This window comes from Pseudomonas sp. OTU750018 (assembly GCF_011636575.1).
Classification (GTDB): domain Bacteria; phylum Pseudomonadota; class Gammaproteobacteria; order Pseudomonadales; family Pseudomonadaceae; genus Aquipseudomonas; species Aquipseudomonas peli.
Genome location: NZ_JAAPAU010000002.1, coordinates 1,369,100 through 1,382,501 on the forward strand (window position 1 = coordinate 1,369,100; position 13,402 = coordinate 1,382,501).

The following is a 13,402-nucleotide window of genomic DNA, read 5'->3' on the forward strand; positions in this document are numbered from 1 at the left end:
CATCCAGGTATACCCCCAGCCGGCAGGTACTGCGCGTGTCCAAGATGATGGTTTTTACGGGGAACGCTAACCCCGATCTGGCGCGACGTATCGTACGTCAGCTGCACATTCCCCTCGGTGATGCTTCTGTCGGTAAGTTCTCCGACGGCGAGATCATGATTGAAATCAACGAAAACGTCCGCGGTAAAGACGTCTTCCTGATTCAACCGACGTGCGCGCCAACCAACGATAACCTGATGGAACTGGTAGTGATGGCCGATGCCTTCCGCCGTTCATCAGCGACCCGAATTACTGCAGTTATCCCCTACTTCGGCTATGCCCGCCAGGATCGCCGTCCGCGCTCCGCCCGCGTGGCAATCAGTGCCAAAGTTGTGGCTGACATGCTCACCGTTGTAGGCATCGACCGGGTTCTCACCGTCGACCTGCACGCTGATCAGATCCAGGGCTTCTTCGATATTCCGGTAGATAACATCTACGGCTCCCCAGTACTGGTGGACGACATCGAAGACCAGCGCTTTGAAAACCTGATGATTGTCTCCCCGGATATCGGCGGCGTAGTGCGTGCACGCGCTGTGGCCAAGTCCCTGGGTGTTGATCTGGCGATCATCGACAAGCGCCGCGAAAAAGCCAACCACTCCGAAGTGATGCACATCATCGGTGATGTTGAAGGCCGTACCTGCATCCTGGTCGACGACATGGTGGATACCGCTGGCACGCTGTGCCACGCCGCCAAAGCGCTGAAAGAACACGGCGCCTCGAAAGTCTTCGCTTACGCCACACACGCTGTACTGTCTGGCCGGGCAATCGAAAACATTGAAAAATCCGTACTCGACGAGCTGGTGGTGACTAACACCATCCCGCTGTCCGCCGCCGCGCAATCCTGTTCGCGTATTCGCCAACTGGACATCGCACCGGTAGTCGCTGAAGCGGTTCGCCGCATCAGCAATGAAGAATCGATCAGCGCGATGTTCCGTTAATTCGGTATACGCCCTGAGCGCAAACGCCCTGCCCTGACGGCAAGGCTTTTCAACCAACCGTCCCGTCGCTGGTCGCAAGCGTAACGGACGGTTTGGTTATTTTGGAGAAGTGAAATGACTGAATTTGCCCTGAATGCCGAAGTGCGTTCCGACCTGGGGAAAGGTGCGAGCCGCCGCCTGCGTCGTAACGTTGCCATGGTTCCTGCCGTAATTTACGGTGGCGAAAAAGCTCCACAATCGATTAGCCTGCTGGCCAAAGAACTGGCCAAACTGCTGGAAAACGAAGCAGCCTACAGCCACGTGCTGAGCCTGAACGTAGCCGGCAGCAACGAAAGCGTGATCATCAAAGCCCTGCAGCGCCATCCAGCCAAAGGCTACGTGCTGCACGCTGACTTCGTTCGCGTAGTCGCTGGCCAGAAACTGACCGCTATCGTTCCCCTGCACTTCATCAACCAAGAAACTTCGGTTGGCGTTAAGCAGCAAGGCGGCGAAGTCTCCCACGTCCTGGCTGAAGTAGAAGTTTCCTGCCTGCCGAAAGACCTGCCTGAATTCATCGAAGTCGACATGGCTGCCGTTGAAGTGGGTCAGATCGTTCACCTGGCCGACCTGAAACTGCCGAAAGGCGTTGAGCTGGTTGCACTGGCTCACGGTAACGACCTGGCAGTGGCTAACATCCACGCCTCCCGCGTTGCTAAAGACGAAGGCGCTGCCGAGTAATCCTCGCAGTGTCGGAAACCAGCTCGGTATGCGATTCTGCCGAGCTATTTCCACAAAAGGGCTCCTGACATGACTGCCGTACAACTGATCGTTGGCCTGGGTAACCCCGGCCCTGAATACGACCAGACTCGGCATAATGCAGGGGCCCTTTTCGTTGAGCGCCTGGCTGACAGCCAGCGCATCAACCTGAGCCTCGACAAAAAGTATTTTGGCCTGGTTGGCAAATTCAGCCATCAGGGCCGCGATGTTCGCCTGCTGATCCCCACCACCTTTATGAATCGCAGCGGCCAGGCCGTAGCGGCATTGGCGAATTTCTTCCGCATCCCGCCGGAAGCCATTCTGGTGGCCCACGACGAACTCGATATGCCTCCCGGCGTCGCCAAACTCAAACTGGGTGGCGGGCACGGCGGACATAACGGGCTGCGCGACATCATCGCCCAGCTCGGTAATCAGAATAATTTTTACCGCCTGCGGCTTGGTATCGGCCATCCCGGGCACAGCAGCATGGTTTCCAACTTCGTCCTCGGCCGCGCACCACGCAGCGAACAGGAACTGCTGGACACCAGCATCGACTTTGCCCTGGGCACCCTGCCGGAAATACTCGCAGGCGACTGGAGCAAAGCCATGCACAAGCTGCACAGCCAGAAAGCCACCTCCTAACTCTTTACCGCAATTCGCGCGAGGGACAACACCATGGGATTCAACTGCGGCATCGTCGGCCTGCCCAACGTCGGCAAGTCCACCCTGTTTAACGCCCTCACCAAATCCGGTATAGCGGCCGAGAACTTTCCGTTCTGCACCATCGAGCCCAACAGCGGCATCGTGCCGATGCCTGACCCGCGCCTCGCGGAGCTGGCAGCCATCGTCAACCCCAAGCGCATCCTGCCCACTACCATGGAATTCGTCGATATCGCCGGCCTGGTAGAAGGCGCATCAAAGGGCGAAGGCCTGGGCAACAAGTTCCTCGCCAACATCCGTGAGACCGACGCGATCGCCCACGTAGTACGCTGCTTTGAAGACGACAACGTGATTCACGTTGCCAACAGCGTCGACCCTAAGCGCGATATCGAAATCATCGACCTCGAACTGATCTTCGCCGACCTCGACAGCTGCGAAAAGCAACTGCAGAAGACCACGCGCAATGCCAAGGGCGGCGACAAAGAAGCTGTGGCACAGAAAGCCCTGCTGGAAAAACTCATCCCCCACTTCAGCGAAGGTAAGCCAGCGCGCACCCTGATGAAGACCCTGGGTGACGACGAGAAGCAACTGGTACGTGGCTTCCACCTGCTCACCAGCAAGCCGGTGATGTACATCGCCAACGTCGCCGAAGACGGCTTTGAGAACAACCCACTGCTCGACATCGTCCAGGCCATTGCCGACGCCGAAGGCGCTCCCGTGGTGCCGGTATGCAACAAGATCGAAGCAGAAATCGCCGAGCTGGATGATGGCGAAGAAAAAGACATGTTCCTCGAAGCCCTGGGCCTCGAAGAACCCGGCCTGAACCGAGTAATCCGCGCGGGCTACGAACTGCTCAACCTGCAGACCTACTTCACCGCTGGCGTCGAAGAAGTCCGCGCCTGGACCGTCCGCGTCGGAGCCACCGCTCCGCAGGCTGCTGGCGTGATCCACACCGACTTCGAAAAAGGCTTTATCCGCGCCGAAGTCATCGCCTACAACGACTTCATCCAGTACAAGGGCGAAGCTGGCACCAAAGAAGCCGGCAAGTGGCGCTTGGAAGGCAAGGACTACATCGTGAAAGACGGCGACGTCATGCATTTCCGCTTTAACGTGTAAGCGATTGATCGCGCGCAGAAATTTTCGCAAAACAGGGTTGACACCTAACCCCAAGACGCGAATAATGCGCGCCACTCGGCTACGTAGCTCAGCTGGTTAGAGCATAGCATTCATAATGCTGGGGTCCGGGGTTCAAGTCCCTGCGTAGCCACCAAACAAAACAAGGGTTTAGCGAAAGCTAAGCCCTTTTTTGTTTTCCGGGCAGACTACATTCCAACTACTCTCCCCGTCCTTGCTTGATGTTCATCTTGCTTAGAAGCGACTTACGTCTAGCGGCACATATCCTGGTGCTCGGGCATCCCGACAATTAAAACGTCCAGTGCCTGTCTTTGCCCCGCCGCTGCCACATTTCTAGCAAACGCGCGCATTTGCTTGCCTGAGAGAGAACCGCTACGTGATCACTTAGCGATTTTTTGCGAGCACCTGTGTGCCCAGCAACAGGCCTACGAAGATCAACGCGGCGCCGGTCCAGTGGTAGCTTTGCAGCCCCTCCCCTAGCAGCAGCCAGCCCAGTAGTGCAGTAAATACTGGCATCAAGTAGTTGGAGAGTGCGGCCTTGGCCGCACCGAGAATGCGGATAGCGTGGTTCCAGGCGAGGTAAGCAAGTAGTGAGGCAAAGATCGCGGTGTAGCAGATGGCAGCCAGGTTATGTGGCGTCACGCTGAAATTTGCGCCGTGAGCCAGCTCGTAGAGATAGAACGGCAGAATCAGCGGCACGCCCAGCAGCATCAGTACGCCAAGCAGGGCCAGCGGTGGGATAGGCAGCAGGTAGCTGGCCCAACGCCGCAGCAGCAATGAATAGAGCGCCCAGTCAGCCACCGCCAGCAGCATAATCAGATCGCCTTTATTGAAGGCCAGGCCGCTGAGGCTGGCCCAGCTGCCTTTGCTGATCAGCACCAGCAACCCGCCTGCGGCCACAGCCATGCCCCACCACGCGCGCCGATGCGGCCACTCGCCAAGCAGCAGGCCCGCGCCGATAAAGGTCATCAGTGGCAGACAGGTGTTGACCAGGGTGATATTGATCGCAGCGGTGGTTTGCGCAGCGGCATACAGCAGGCTGTTGTACCCGGCGATACCGACACCGGCGAGCACCAGCAAGCGCCAGCTGGCCGCACGCAGTGCCGCGCGGTGTTGCCAGAGCGGCTTGGCCACGAAAGGCAACAGCAGCACCAGCGCCAGGCTCCAGCGCCAGAATGACAAGGCAAACGGTGGAATCTCACCGGCAAACGCTCGCGCCACCAGGGCATTGCCGGACCAACACAGCGTCGCCAGCAGCAGGCCGGCCAGCGCGATACGCACGGAAGACGACATACCTCAGCGCTGACCGAGCGGGCGCAGGCGGTATTGCGGCGGCAGCTGTTCCATGCCGCTGACGGTGACGTTGAGGTTCTTCCAGCGGCCGTCCTTGATGCCGTAGATGCAGCCATGCACCGCCAGCGGCTGCCCACGATGCCAGGCGTTCTGCACGATGGTGGTGTGGCTGACGTTGGCCACTTGCTGGATCACATTGAGCTCACACAGGCGATCGACCTGCTCTTCTTCGCTGGGCAACTGCGCCAGGTGTTCGCGGTGCTCGTAGTACAGGTCGCGAATGCTGCGCAGCCAACCGTCGATCAGGCCGAACTGGGTATCCTGCATCGATGCGCGAACGCCGCCACAACCGTAGTGCCCGGTAACCAGGATATGTTTGACCTTGAGCACATCGACCGCGTACTGGATCACCGACAGGCAGTTGAGGTCGGTGTGCAGCACCACGTTGGCGACGTTGCGGTGCACGAACAGATCGCCCGGCAGCAGGCCGACAATCTCGTTAGCCGGCACCCGCGCATCGGAGCAGCCGATCCACAGGTACTCGGGCACCTGCTGCTGGGCCAGCTTGGCGAAGAACTCGGGATCTTCTTCCTTGATCGCTTCGGCCCAGCGCGCGTTGTTGTCGAAGAGGTGCTGTAAATCGCTCATGCGTCACTCCCGGATTCGTCGATGCGCACCATAGGAGCGCCACCGGCTTTTGACAAGCGCGAGTGGCTTCCGTCACCGCAAACAGACGGCAGCGGGCATGATCAAGCGCGACGGCGACGCAACAACCAGAGAATCAGCAACACACCCGCCAACAGCACCAGGCTCACGCCCCATTGCAGCGGCCCGGCGTAACGGTAAAGCTCAACAGGTTTCAGACTGGGCACACGCAGCATGCGTTGCTCAGCGGCCGCGCCCTGGGTCGGGATATCAGCCAGGCCATCGCCATCCAGATCCTGCAGGCTGCGAATATGGTCCAGTAGCCCCTGCCATTCTTTATATTCCTGCACGCCGGGCTGCTGCGGATCAGCATCAATGATTGCATCCTTGATCGCCGCCAATGGCCGCCCCTCGGCATCCTTGGGCTGCACGCTGAGCAGGCCCTTGGTCAGGTCGCTGACCAGCCAGGTAAAGCTGCCGACATAGCTGGTGGCGCCGATGCTGTAGAGCCGTTGATCGGCCAGGTCCAGCGGCGTGTACCCCTTGATCGGGTCGCCCAGTTCAATCCGGCTGACCCGATCAAACGGCACACGCCAAGGGTTGTAGCTGAAGCGCAGGCCGGACACACGCGGGTAATAGCTTTTGCTTTCGCGCACCTGATAGGCCAGCAACAGTACTTCGAGCAGGTTCTTCAGCTCCTGCCCGCTGACATACACCTTGATCAGCGGATAACCCGGCGCATCATCCAGCTCGCCAACACCCAGCGGAGCGATGCGAAACAGGTCAGACACCGCCTGCACGCCATACCGGCCCATGATCAGGTTATCGCGGATAGTGCCGTTGCCAGTAAAAGACACATCACTGCCCGTCGCGTGGCGCAGCGCGTCGGTGACCAGATTGCCGAGAATCGGATCGTCATGGGCGCGGGTCAGGGTTTTATCGACCTTGGCCAGCGGCTGGTCGAAGGTGTACCCCTTGGGCGCGAGCATCTGCGCACTGACCACCTGCTTGAAGTCCTCGACCTTGGCAGTCACCGCAGCGCTGCCGGCAATCTGGTCATTGATCGGGTGCAGCTGGTAATCGACCACCTGCGGTTTGCCGTCCGCCGGCAAACGCATACGCAATTCACCCAGGTGCTGAATCTCGGAGCCGGCCTGCATCACAGGCGTGCGCCCATTGACCAGCACAGGCTGCGCCAGAGCCGTGTGCGAGTGACCGCCAACGACGATATCGATGCCCGGCACCTGCTCGACCAGCTCGACCTCTTCACCGCGCCAGCTGCCGTCTTCCTGCTGCACCACCCCCATGTGCGAAAGCAGAATCACCACCTCGGCACCCTCCTCGCGCAGCTTGGCGACCATGGCTTGGGCAACCGCGACCGGATCGGCAAACACCGCCGGTTTGATCATCGGGCTGACTGCCACGGCGTTGTTACCGAGCAGGCCGAACAAGCCAAAACGAATACCGCCCTTGTCGATCAGCTTGTAAGGCGCAATGCGCCCGGCCTCGTAATGAACCTGCAGGCTGTCGTCTTCCTTGCGCGCCGGGTCAAAGCCGAGGTTGCTCGACAGCAGCGGCATCAGCGCATCGCCCTTGATCTTGTGCGCCGAGCTGATCATCGCGGCCAACCCGGCCGGACGAAAATCGAATTCGTGGTTGCCCAGGGTCGCTGCGTCATAGCCCAGCTCGGTCATCAGGCGCAGCTCGCCACCGGTTTCGCGGGTCACGGTGTGAAACAGCGTGCCCATGCTGAAGTCGCCGCCATCAAGCAGCAGCACTGGCTGCTCACCGGCAGCGGCACGGCGCAGCTCCAGCAAGGTAGCCAGGCGCGCGACGCCGCCGACGGTATCGTCATCGCCGGTGGTCGCAGGGGAATATTCGTTGTTCGGGCCAAAACCGAGCAGGCGTGATTGCCAGTCGTTGGTGTGCAGGATGGTAAAACTGCGCTCGGCACTGATGGCCTGAGCGGTGGCGAATAAGCAGAACACTGCAAGCAACGAAGCAGACAGGCGCATGACAGATCCTTAGGGCAATGGGCGATAACCGCGGCTGCCGGAAGTATGCGACAAGCCCGGAGCCAGGTCAGCGGCGAATAGCGCCGCTGACGGTAGCCAATCGTGTCAGTGCATGGCCGAGCGGGGATCTAGTCAAACAGCGGGCAGACCATCACCAAGGCATCCTCACGGCCACCGACGGCTGGGTAGTAATCGCGACGCCGGCCAACCTCGTTAAAGCCGTAGCGCTCATACAGGCGGTAAGCCACCTGATTACTCGCGCGCACCTCCAGAAAACAGTCATTGGCCCCCTGCTTCTGGGCCTCCTGCATCAGGTGTTCGAGCAGTTTCAAACCCAGACCACGCCCCTGGCTTTCCGCCTTGACGGTGATATTGAGCAGGTGCGCTTCGTCCATGATGATCTGGATCACGCCGTGGCCAACCTGCTGCTGGCCTTCAAACATCACCCAACAGTTGTAAGCGGTCAGGCTGTCGGTAAAGATGCCGCGCGTCCAAGGGTGGCTGAAGGCGGCATATTCGATTTTCAGCACCGCATCGATATCCGCCGCCGTCATCGGGCGGAAGCTGATTGCATCACTCATTCAGATTGACTCGGCAAACGGTAAAAACCCAGCCAAGCGGCCGGGAAAGAAGTCTTCAATTGGCAGCCAACCAGCGCTGACGCACGCGGCGCATGGCCTGCCACAGCTCGCGCTTGCGTTCTGGCTCATCCATCAGCAGTTCCAGGCCCGGCAGCGCCCAGGCAGCGCCCAGCCCCTCGACTTGCAGCTCGCGGTTGTAGGCGTCGGCAGTGGCTTCCCCGGCAAAACGAATCGCCGGCAGCCCCACCAGCCATAGGCAACTGCACGGCTCCTGCTCTTCCAGCCGGGCGCCGACAAAACTCTGCACATATTCCAGCGCCGCTTGCGGACCCTGGTCGATCTGCCCGCGCACCAGCAGCGGCCAGCGCACCGGCTCGCCAATCAGCTGCGGACTGTCCGGCAGACCGGCGGCACGCAACAGATCCTTGAGCAGCAGATACGCCGGATCGCGCCCTTGCAGTGGCTCACCGGTGGGCAATTCGACCAGTACTGCACAGGCGCCAGCACGCAGCAATTGCAGGGCAAAACGCGGTGGTGCGACGGGCGTTGGCTGGGACATGACCTGCGTTTCGGCGTCGACTGTAGCCGGTTCTACCTTGGCCATACGCCCCTGAGGCGCCGGACGCGGCACTTCGATCTTGGGGCGGGTAACTGGCGCGACAACGGCGGTTTCGGCATGCGGCGGCTCATAGGCCGGCGCAGCTTCAGCCACCGCCTGTGGCACGGCAGCGGCTACCTCCTGCTCAGGCTCGGCCTCAACCAGCGGCTGCAGCAACTCCGGGCGCGAGGGCGCAGCAAACGGTAGCTCCACACGCGGTAGCCAACTGGCCACCTGCATGGCGCTCAGGTAGGCGCGGCGGCGCAGTTCTGCAATCAAACGTCAGCCGCCTGTGGATGCGCCTTCTGCCCGGCCTGCATAAGGTTCAGGGCATTGACATAGGCCTTGGCTGAGGCCACCAGGATATCGGTGTCGGCGCCATTGCCGTTGACGATGCGTCCGCCCTTTTCCAGACGAACCGTCACTTCACCTTGCGAGTCGGTCCCCTGGGTGATGGCGTTGACCGAATACAACTGCAGATTGGCCTCGGAGCGGGCAATCGATTCGATGGCCTTGAAGGTGGCATCCACCGGCCCCGAACCCTGGGCATTACCACTGTGCTCGGCACCTTCCACGCTGACCACAACCTGCGCCTGCGGCACTTCGCCGGTTTTGCTCGCCACGTCCAAAGTAATCAGCTTGAAGTGCTCCGGTGCCTCTTCGGCCAATGTATCGGACACTAGGGCCTGCAGGTCTTCATCGAAAATCTCGTGTTTTTTGTCAGCCAAATCCTTGAAGCGAGCAAAGGCTGCATTCAGCTCAGCCTCGCCGGCCAGCACGATCCCCAGCTCGTCCAGACGCGAACGGAAGGCGTTGCGCCCACTCAATTTACCCAGCGACAACTTGTTGGTGTGCCAGCCTACTGACTGGGCAGACATGATTTCGTAGGTTTCGCGGTGCTTGAGCACACCGTCCTGGTGAATACCGGACTCGTGAGCAAAGGCATTGGCGCCGACAATGGCTTTGTTCGGCTGCACAGGAAAACCGGTGATGCCCGAGACCATGCGCGAAGTGCTGAGGATGTGCGGGGTATCGATACGGGTGTGCACGCCGAGCAGATCTTCACGGGTCTTGATCGCCATAACGATCTCTTCCAGCGCGGCATTACCAGCGCGCTCACCAAGACCGTTGATGGTGCACTCAACCTGACGGGCACCCGCCACTACAGCCGCCAGGGAGTTGGCCACGGCCAAGCCCAGGTCGTTGTGGCAATGCACGGAGAACACCGCCTTGTCGGCGTTGGGCACGCGATTTAGCAACTGGCGTATGGTCTCGGCGTACTGGTGCGGAATCGCGTAGCCGACCGTATCCGGGATATTGATAGTGCGCGCGCCCGCGTCGATGGCCGCTTCAATGATGCGGCAGAGGAAGTCGATTTCGGACCGACCGGCGTCCTCGCAGGAGAACTCCACATCGCTGCACAGGTTGCGCGCGCGTTTGATCGCATGCACGGCCTGCTCGACGACCTGATCCGGCTGCATGCGCAGCTTGTGTTGCATGTGGATCGGGCTGGTGGCGATAAAGGTGTGAATGCGCCCGGAGTTGGCGCCTTTGAGCGCTTCCGCCGCGCGATCGATATCAGCATCCAGAGCACGCGACAGGCTGCACACGGTGCTGTCCTTGATGCTGTCGGCAATCGCCTTGACCGCCGCAAAGTCACCGGGGCTGGCGATGGCGAAGCCGGCTTCGATCACATCAACCCGCAAACGCTCCAGGGCCTTGGCGATGCGCAGCTTCTCCTCACCGGTCATCGACGCGCCGGGGCTCTGCTCACCGTCACGCAGGGTGGTATCGAAAATAATGACGCGGTCGTTGCTGCTCATGCTGGTGTCCTCACGGAGTCGCCGTAGCACGCGCCCGACGTTGGGGCGCGTGTCGATAAGTCTTGATTGTCGCGTGAAATGCCACGGGCGGGAAGCGTGGAGTCATCGACTCGGCCCCTAAGCCGAGGCGTCTACGCCAGAAACAAAACGCCCGCCAAATGGCGGGCGTTGGGCTGATTGAGCGAGCTAGAGTCCTGCAAGGCAAAAACAGGCGAAGAAGCGGAGTGTACTGTTGTACATGAGCATTCTGAGCCTGTTTTTAACGCAGCAGGGCCGACGCGCAGCCAATCAGAGGGCCTGGTCCCAGGGACGATCACCGTGCTGATCTTTGATCCGCGTCGGCAGCCCCATGACATCCAGCAGCTTGAGGAACGGCTCAGCCGGCAACTCTTCAACGTTGGCCATGCGTGCCACATCCCAATCGCCACGCGCCACAAGCAGCGCTGCCGCGACCGGCGGTACGCCTGCGGTATAGGAAATACCCTGGCTGTCGGTCTCCACATACGCATCTTTGTGGTCGGCGACGTTGTAGATAAACAGCTCAGTTGGCTTGCCGTCTTTAGTGCCTTTGACCAAGTCACCAATGCAGGTCTTACCGCTATAACCCGGCGCCAGCGAGGACGGATCGGGCAGAACGGCCTTGACCAGTTTCAGCGGCACAACTTCGAGGCCTTCGGCGGTTTTTACCGGTTGTTCGGAGAGCAGGCCGAGGTTTTTCAGCACGGTAAACACATTGATGTAGTGCTCACCGAAGCTCATCCAGAAACGCACGTTGGGCACGTTCAGGTGTTTGGACAGGGAATGCACTTCGTCATGCCCGGTCAGGTACAAATTCTGTTCGCCGACTACCGGCAGGTCGTCGGTGCGCTTGACTTCAAACATGGTGTTGCTGGTCCACTGGCTGTTCTGCCAGCTCCAGACTTGGCCAGTGAATTCACGGAAATTGATTTCCGGATCGAAATTGGTGGCGAAGTACTTGCCGTGCGAACCGGCGTTGACGTCGAGGATGTCGATCGACTCGATGCTGTCGAAGTACTGTTGCTGCGCCAGTGCAGCGTAGGCATTGACCACGCCCGGGTCGAAACCGACGCCGAGGATGGCAGTCACGCCTTTTTCCTGGCATTCGGCCAGGTGCTTCCACTCGTAGTTACCGTACCAAGGCGGTGTTTCGCAAATCTTGCCCGGTTCTTCGTGGATAGCGGTGTCGAGGTAGGCGGCGCCGGTCTCGATGCAGGCGCGCAGCACCGACATATTGAGGAAGGCCGAACCCACGTTGATGACGATCTGCGATTCGGTTTCGCGGATCAGTGCTTTGGTTGCTTCAATATCCAGCGCATTGAGGGCAAAGGCCTTGATCTCGGCTGGCTGTTTCAGACTGCCCTTGGCGTTAACGCTGTCGATGATGGCCTGGCATTTGGAGATGTTGCGCGACGCGATAGCAATGCGACCCAATTCGTCGTTGTGCTGCGCGCACTTGTGGGCCACCACCTTGGCGACACCTCCTGCACCAATGATCAGAACATTCTTCTTCAATTGTTTCACCTCCTGGGTACTGCGTTATTGAGATAGCTGGAGCGGGTTTACAACACATCGGGTGGATGACGCTTTTGCATCCACCTGTGTGATTTCAGAGCGGTGGACGAAAAATGCAGTCCACCCGACGGATCAGCTCAGGCTGGACAGGTAATCGTCAAAGCCAAATTCGCGCACCACTTCGACGCTGCCGTCGAGTTGCTTGACCGCGATGGAAGGCATTTTCAGGCCGTTGAACCAGTTCTTCTTGACCATGGTGTAACCGGCGGCGTCGATAAACGACAGGCGATCGCCGATGGCCAGAGGTTTGTCGAACTGATATTCACCAAAGATGTCACCGGCCAGGCAGGACTTGCCGCACACCATGTAGGTGTATTCACCGCTGCAGGGTTCCATCTTGGCGTTGAGGCGGTAGATCAGCAGGTCGAGCATGTGTGCTTCGATCGAGCTGTCGACCACGGCCAGGTGCTTGCCGTTGTAAAGGGTGTCGAGCACCGTGACTTCCAATGAGGAGCTCAGGGTGATCGCCGCTTCGCCCGGTTCCAGATACACCTGCACCCCGAAACGCTCAGAGAAGGCCTTGAGCCGCACGCAGAACTGATCCAGCGGGTAGTCGTCACCGGTGAAGTGAATGCCGCCCCCGAGGCTGACCCACTCGACCTGCTCCAGCAGATGGCCGAAGCGCTCTTCAATGGTGGTCAGCATCTGGTCGAACAGCTCGAAGCTGCCGTTCTCGCAGTTGTTGTGGAACATAAAGCCGCTGATCTTATCCATCACGGCGGCGATCTTTTCCGGGTCCCACTCGCCCAGGCGGCTGAACGGGCGCGCCGGGTCGGCCAGCAGGTAATCGGAGCTGCTCACCTGTGGGTTTACGCGCAGGCCACGGATGGTGCCTTCGGTGGCATCGGCGAAGCGTTCAAGCTGGCCAATGGAGTTGAAGATGATCTTGTCGCAGTTGGCGACCATCTCTTCAATCTCGTCGTCGGCCCAAGCCACGCTGTAGGCATGGGTTTCGCCGGCGAACTTCTGTCGGCCGAGTTTGAGTTCATACAGCGAACTAGACGTGGTGCCGTCCATATATTGCTGCATCAGGTCGAACACCGACCAGGTGGCGAAGCATTTGAGCGCCAGCAGCGCCTTGGCCCCGGAGTGCTCGCGTACGTAGGCGATCTTCTCCAGATTGCCCAGCAGCTTCTGTTTGTCGATCAGGTAGTAAGGCGTTTTGATCATGGCGCTGCCCCTGCAAGGTCGGCTAACGGGAAGCCAACAGGCTCCCCCCAAAAAAGTGGAGGCGAATTGTGCCGACAACCGGCACATATCGAAAGGGCAACGGGGATATTTCCTCGATTCAGCGACCATTGGCGGCGATTGGGCGCGCGATGGAAGCACCCAGCACCTGCCACCGTGC

Annotated in this window: 12 protein-coding genes and 1 tRNA gene; 5 read left to right on the forward strand and 8 right to left on the reverse strand. The window is 59.8% G+C overall.

Going from position 1 to position 13,402, the window contains the following annotated elements; genetic code table 11:
* Positions 1–35: 35 nt before the first annotated feature.
* From HCI85_RS15390 to HCI85_RS15410, 5 genes are all read left to right on the forward strand, one after another.
* Positions 36–977 carry a ribose-phosphate pyrophosphokinase gene (locus tag HCI85_RS15390; RefSeq protein WP_090251437.1) on the forward strand — a complete coding sequence of 314 codons (942 nt, stop codon included), beginning with the start codon at positions 36–38 and terminating at the stop codon, positions 975–977.
* A gap of 114 nt (positions 978–1,091) precedes the next feature.
* On the forward strand, positions 1,092–1,694 hold the full coding sequence (locus tag HCI85_RS15395; RefSeq protein ID WP_090251434.1) for a 50S ribosomal protein L25/general stress protein Ctc: 603 nt from the start codon (positions 1,092–1,094) through the stop codon (positions 1,692–1,694).
* Positions 1,695–1,763: 69 nt separating this feature from the next.
* The gene (gene pth / locus HCI85_RS15400) at positions 1,764–2,354 is read left to right on the forward strand and encodes an aminoacyl-tRNA hydrolase (protein WP_160088333.1); all 591 of its coding nucleotides are present in this window, start codon (positions 1,764–1,766) and stop codon (positions 2,352–2,354) included.
* Positions 2,355–2,387: 33 nt separating this feature from the next.
* Positions 2,388–3,488 carry a redox-regulated ATPase YchF gene (gene ychF, locus HCI85_RS15405; protein ID WP_090251429.1) on the forward strand — a complete coding sequence of 367 codons (1,101 nt, stop codon included), beginning with the start codon at positions 2,388–2,390 and terminating at the stop codon, positions 3,486–3,488.
* 77 nt (positions 3,489–3,565) lie between these two features.
* Positions 3,566–3,642, forward strand: a tRNA-Met gene (locus HCI85_RS15410).
* Positions 3,643–3,890: 248 nt separating this feature from the next.
* On the opposite strand, the gene HCI85_RS15415 is transcribed toward HCI85_RS15410, so the two are convergent.
* The 8 genes from HCI85_RS15415 to HCI85_RS15450 all read right to left on the reverse strand — a co-directional run bounded on the left by HCI85_RS15415 (position 3,891) and on the right by HCI85_RS15450 (position 13,224).
* A complete protein-coding gene (locus tag HCI85_RS15415) occupies positions 3,891–4,799 on the reverse strand; it encodes a DMT family transporter (protein ID WP_167145676.1) in 909 nt (302 codons plus the stop codon).
* A gap of 3 nt (positions 4,800–4,802) precedes the next feature.
* Entirely contained in the window at positions 4,803–5,447 is a 645-nt protein-coding gene (gene can, locus HCI85_RS15420) for a carbonate dehydratase (RefSeq protein WP_160088338.1), read from the reverse strand.
* A 101-nt stretch (positions 5,448–5,548) separates the two neighbouring features.
* Positions 5,549–7,459 (reverse strand): bifunctional metallophosphatase/5'-nucleotidase, encoded by a 1,911-nt coding sequence (locus HCI85_RS15425; protein WP_167145678.1) that lies wholly within the window; start codon positions 7,457–7,459, stop codon positions 5,549–5,551.
* A gap of 128 nt (positions 7,460–7,587) precedes the next feature.
* Positions 7,588–8,040: a ribosomal protein S18-alanine N-acetyltransferase gene (rimI, locus tag HCI85_RS15430; protein ID WP_090251416.1), complete on the reverse strand. Its 453-nt coding sequence runs from the start codon at positions 8,038–8,040 to the stop codon at positions 7,588–7,590.
* A 55-nt stretch (positions 8,041–8,095) separates the two neighbouring features.
* Positions 8,096–8,917 carry an energy transducer TonB gene (locus HCI85_RS15435; protein ID WP_167145680.1) on the reverse strand — a complete coding sequence of 274 codons (822 nt, stop codon included), beginning with the start codon at positions 8,915–8,917 and terminating at the stop codon, positions 8,096–8,098.
* On the reverse strand, positions 8,914–10,461 hold the full coding sequence (locus HCI85_RS15440; RefSeq protein WP_167145682.1) for a 2-isopropylmalate synthase: 1,548 nt from the start codon (positions 10,459–10,461) through the stop codon (positions 8,914–8,916). Before HCI85_RS15440 ends, HCI85_RS15435 begins: the two co-directional genes overlap by 4 nt.
* 288 nt (positions 10,462–10,749) lie before the next feature.
* Positions 10,750–11,994, reverse strand: coding sequence for a saccharopine dehydrogenase family protein (locus HCI85_RS15445; RefSeq protein ID WP_167145684.1), 1,245 nt, complete (start codon positions 11,992–11,994; stop codon positions 10,750–10,752).
* A 132-nt stretch (positions 11,995–12,126) separates the two neighbouring features.
* Positions 12,127–13,224, reverse strand: a complete 1,098-nt coding sequence (locus HCI85_RS15450) for a carboxynorspermidine decarboxylase (protein ID WP_167145686.1) — start codon at positions 13,222–13,224, stop codon at positions 12,127–12,129.
* Positions 13,225–13,402 lie beyond the last annotated feature (178 nt).

Excerpts from the sequence above, each read along its gene's own strand:
- HCI85_RS15395 (WP_090251434.1), top strand. The coding sequence starts at position 1,092 with ATGACTGAATTTGCCCTGAATGCCGAAGTGCGTTCCGACCTGGGGAAA.
- pth (WP_160088333.1), top strand. The coding sequence starts at position 1,764 with ATGACTGCCGTACAACTGATCGTTGGCCTGGGTAACCCCGGCCCTGAA.
- ychF (WP_090251429.1), top strand. The coding sequence starts at position 2,388 with ATGGGATTCAACTGCGGCATCGTCGGCCTGCCCAACGTCGGCAAGTCC.
- HCI85_RS15415 (WP_167145676.1), bottom strand. The coding sequence starts at position 4,799 with ATGTCGTCTTCCGTGCGTATCGCGCTGGCCGGCCTGCTGCTGGCGACG.
- can (WP_160088338.1), bottom strand. The coding sequence starts at position 5,447 with ATGAGCGATTTACAGCACCTCTTCGACAACAACGCGCGCTGGGCCGAA.
- HCI85_RS15425 (WP_167145678.1), bottom strand. The coding sequence starts at position 7,459 with ATGCGCCTGTCTGCTTCGTTGCTTGCAGTGTTCTGCTTATTCGCCACC.
- rimI (WP_090251416.1), bottom strand. The coding sequence starts at position 8,040 with ATGAGTGATGCAATCAGCTTCCGCCCGATGACGGCGGCGGATATCGAT.
- HCI85_RS15440 (WP_167145682.1), bottom strand. The coding sequence starts at position 10,461 with ATGAGCAGCAACGACCGCGTCATTATTTTCGATACCACCCTGCGTGAC.
- HCI85_RS15450 (WP_167145686.1), bottom strand. The coding sequence starts at position 13,224 with ATGATCAAAACGCCTTACTACCTGATCGACAAACAGAAGCTGCTGGGC.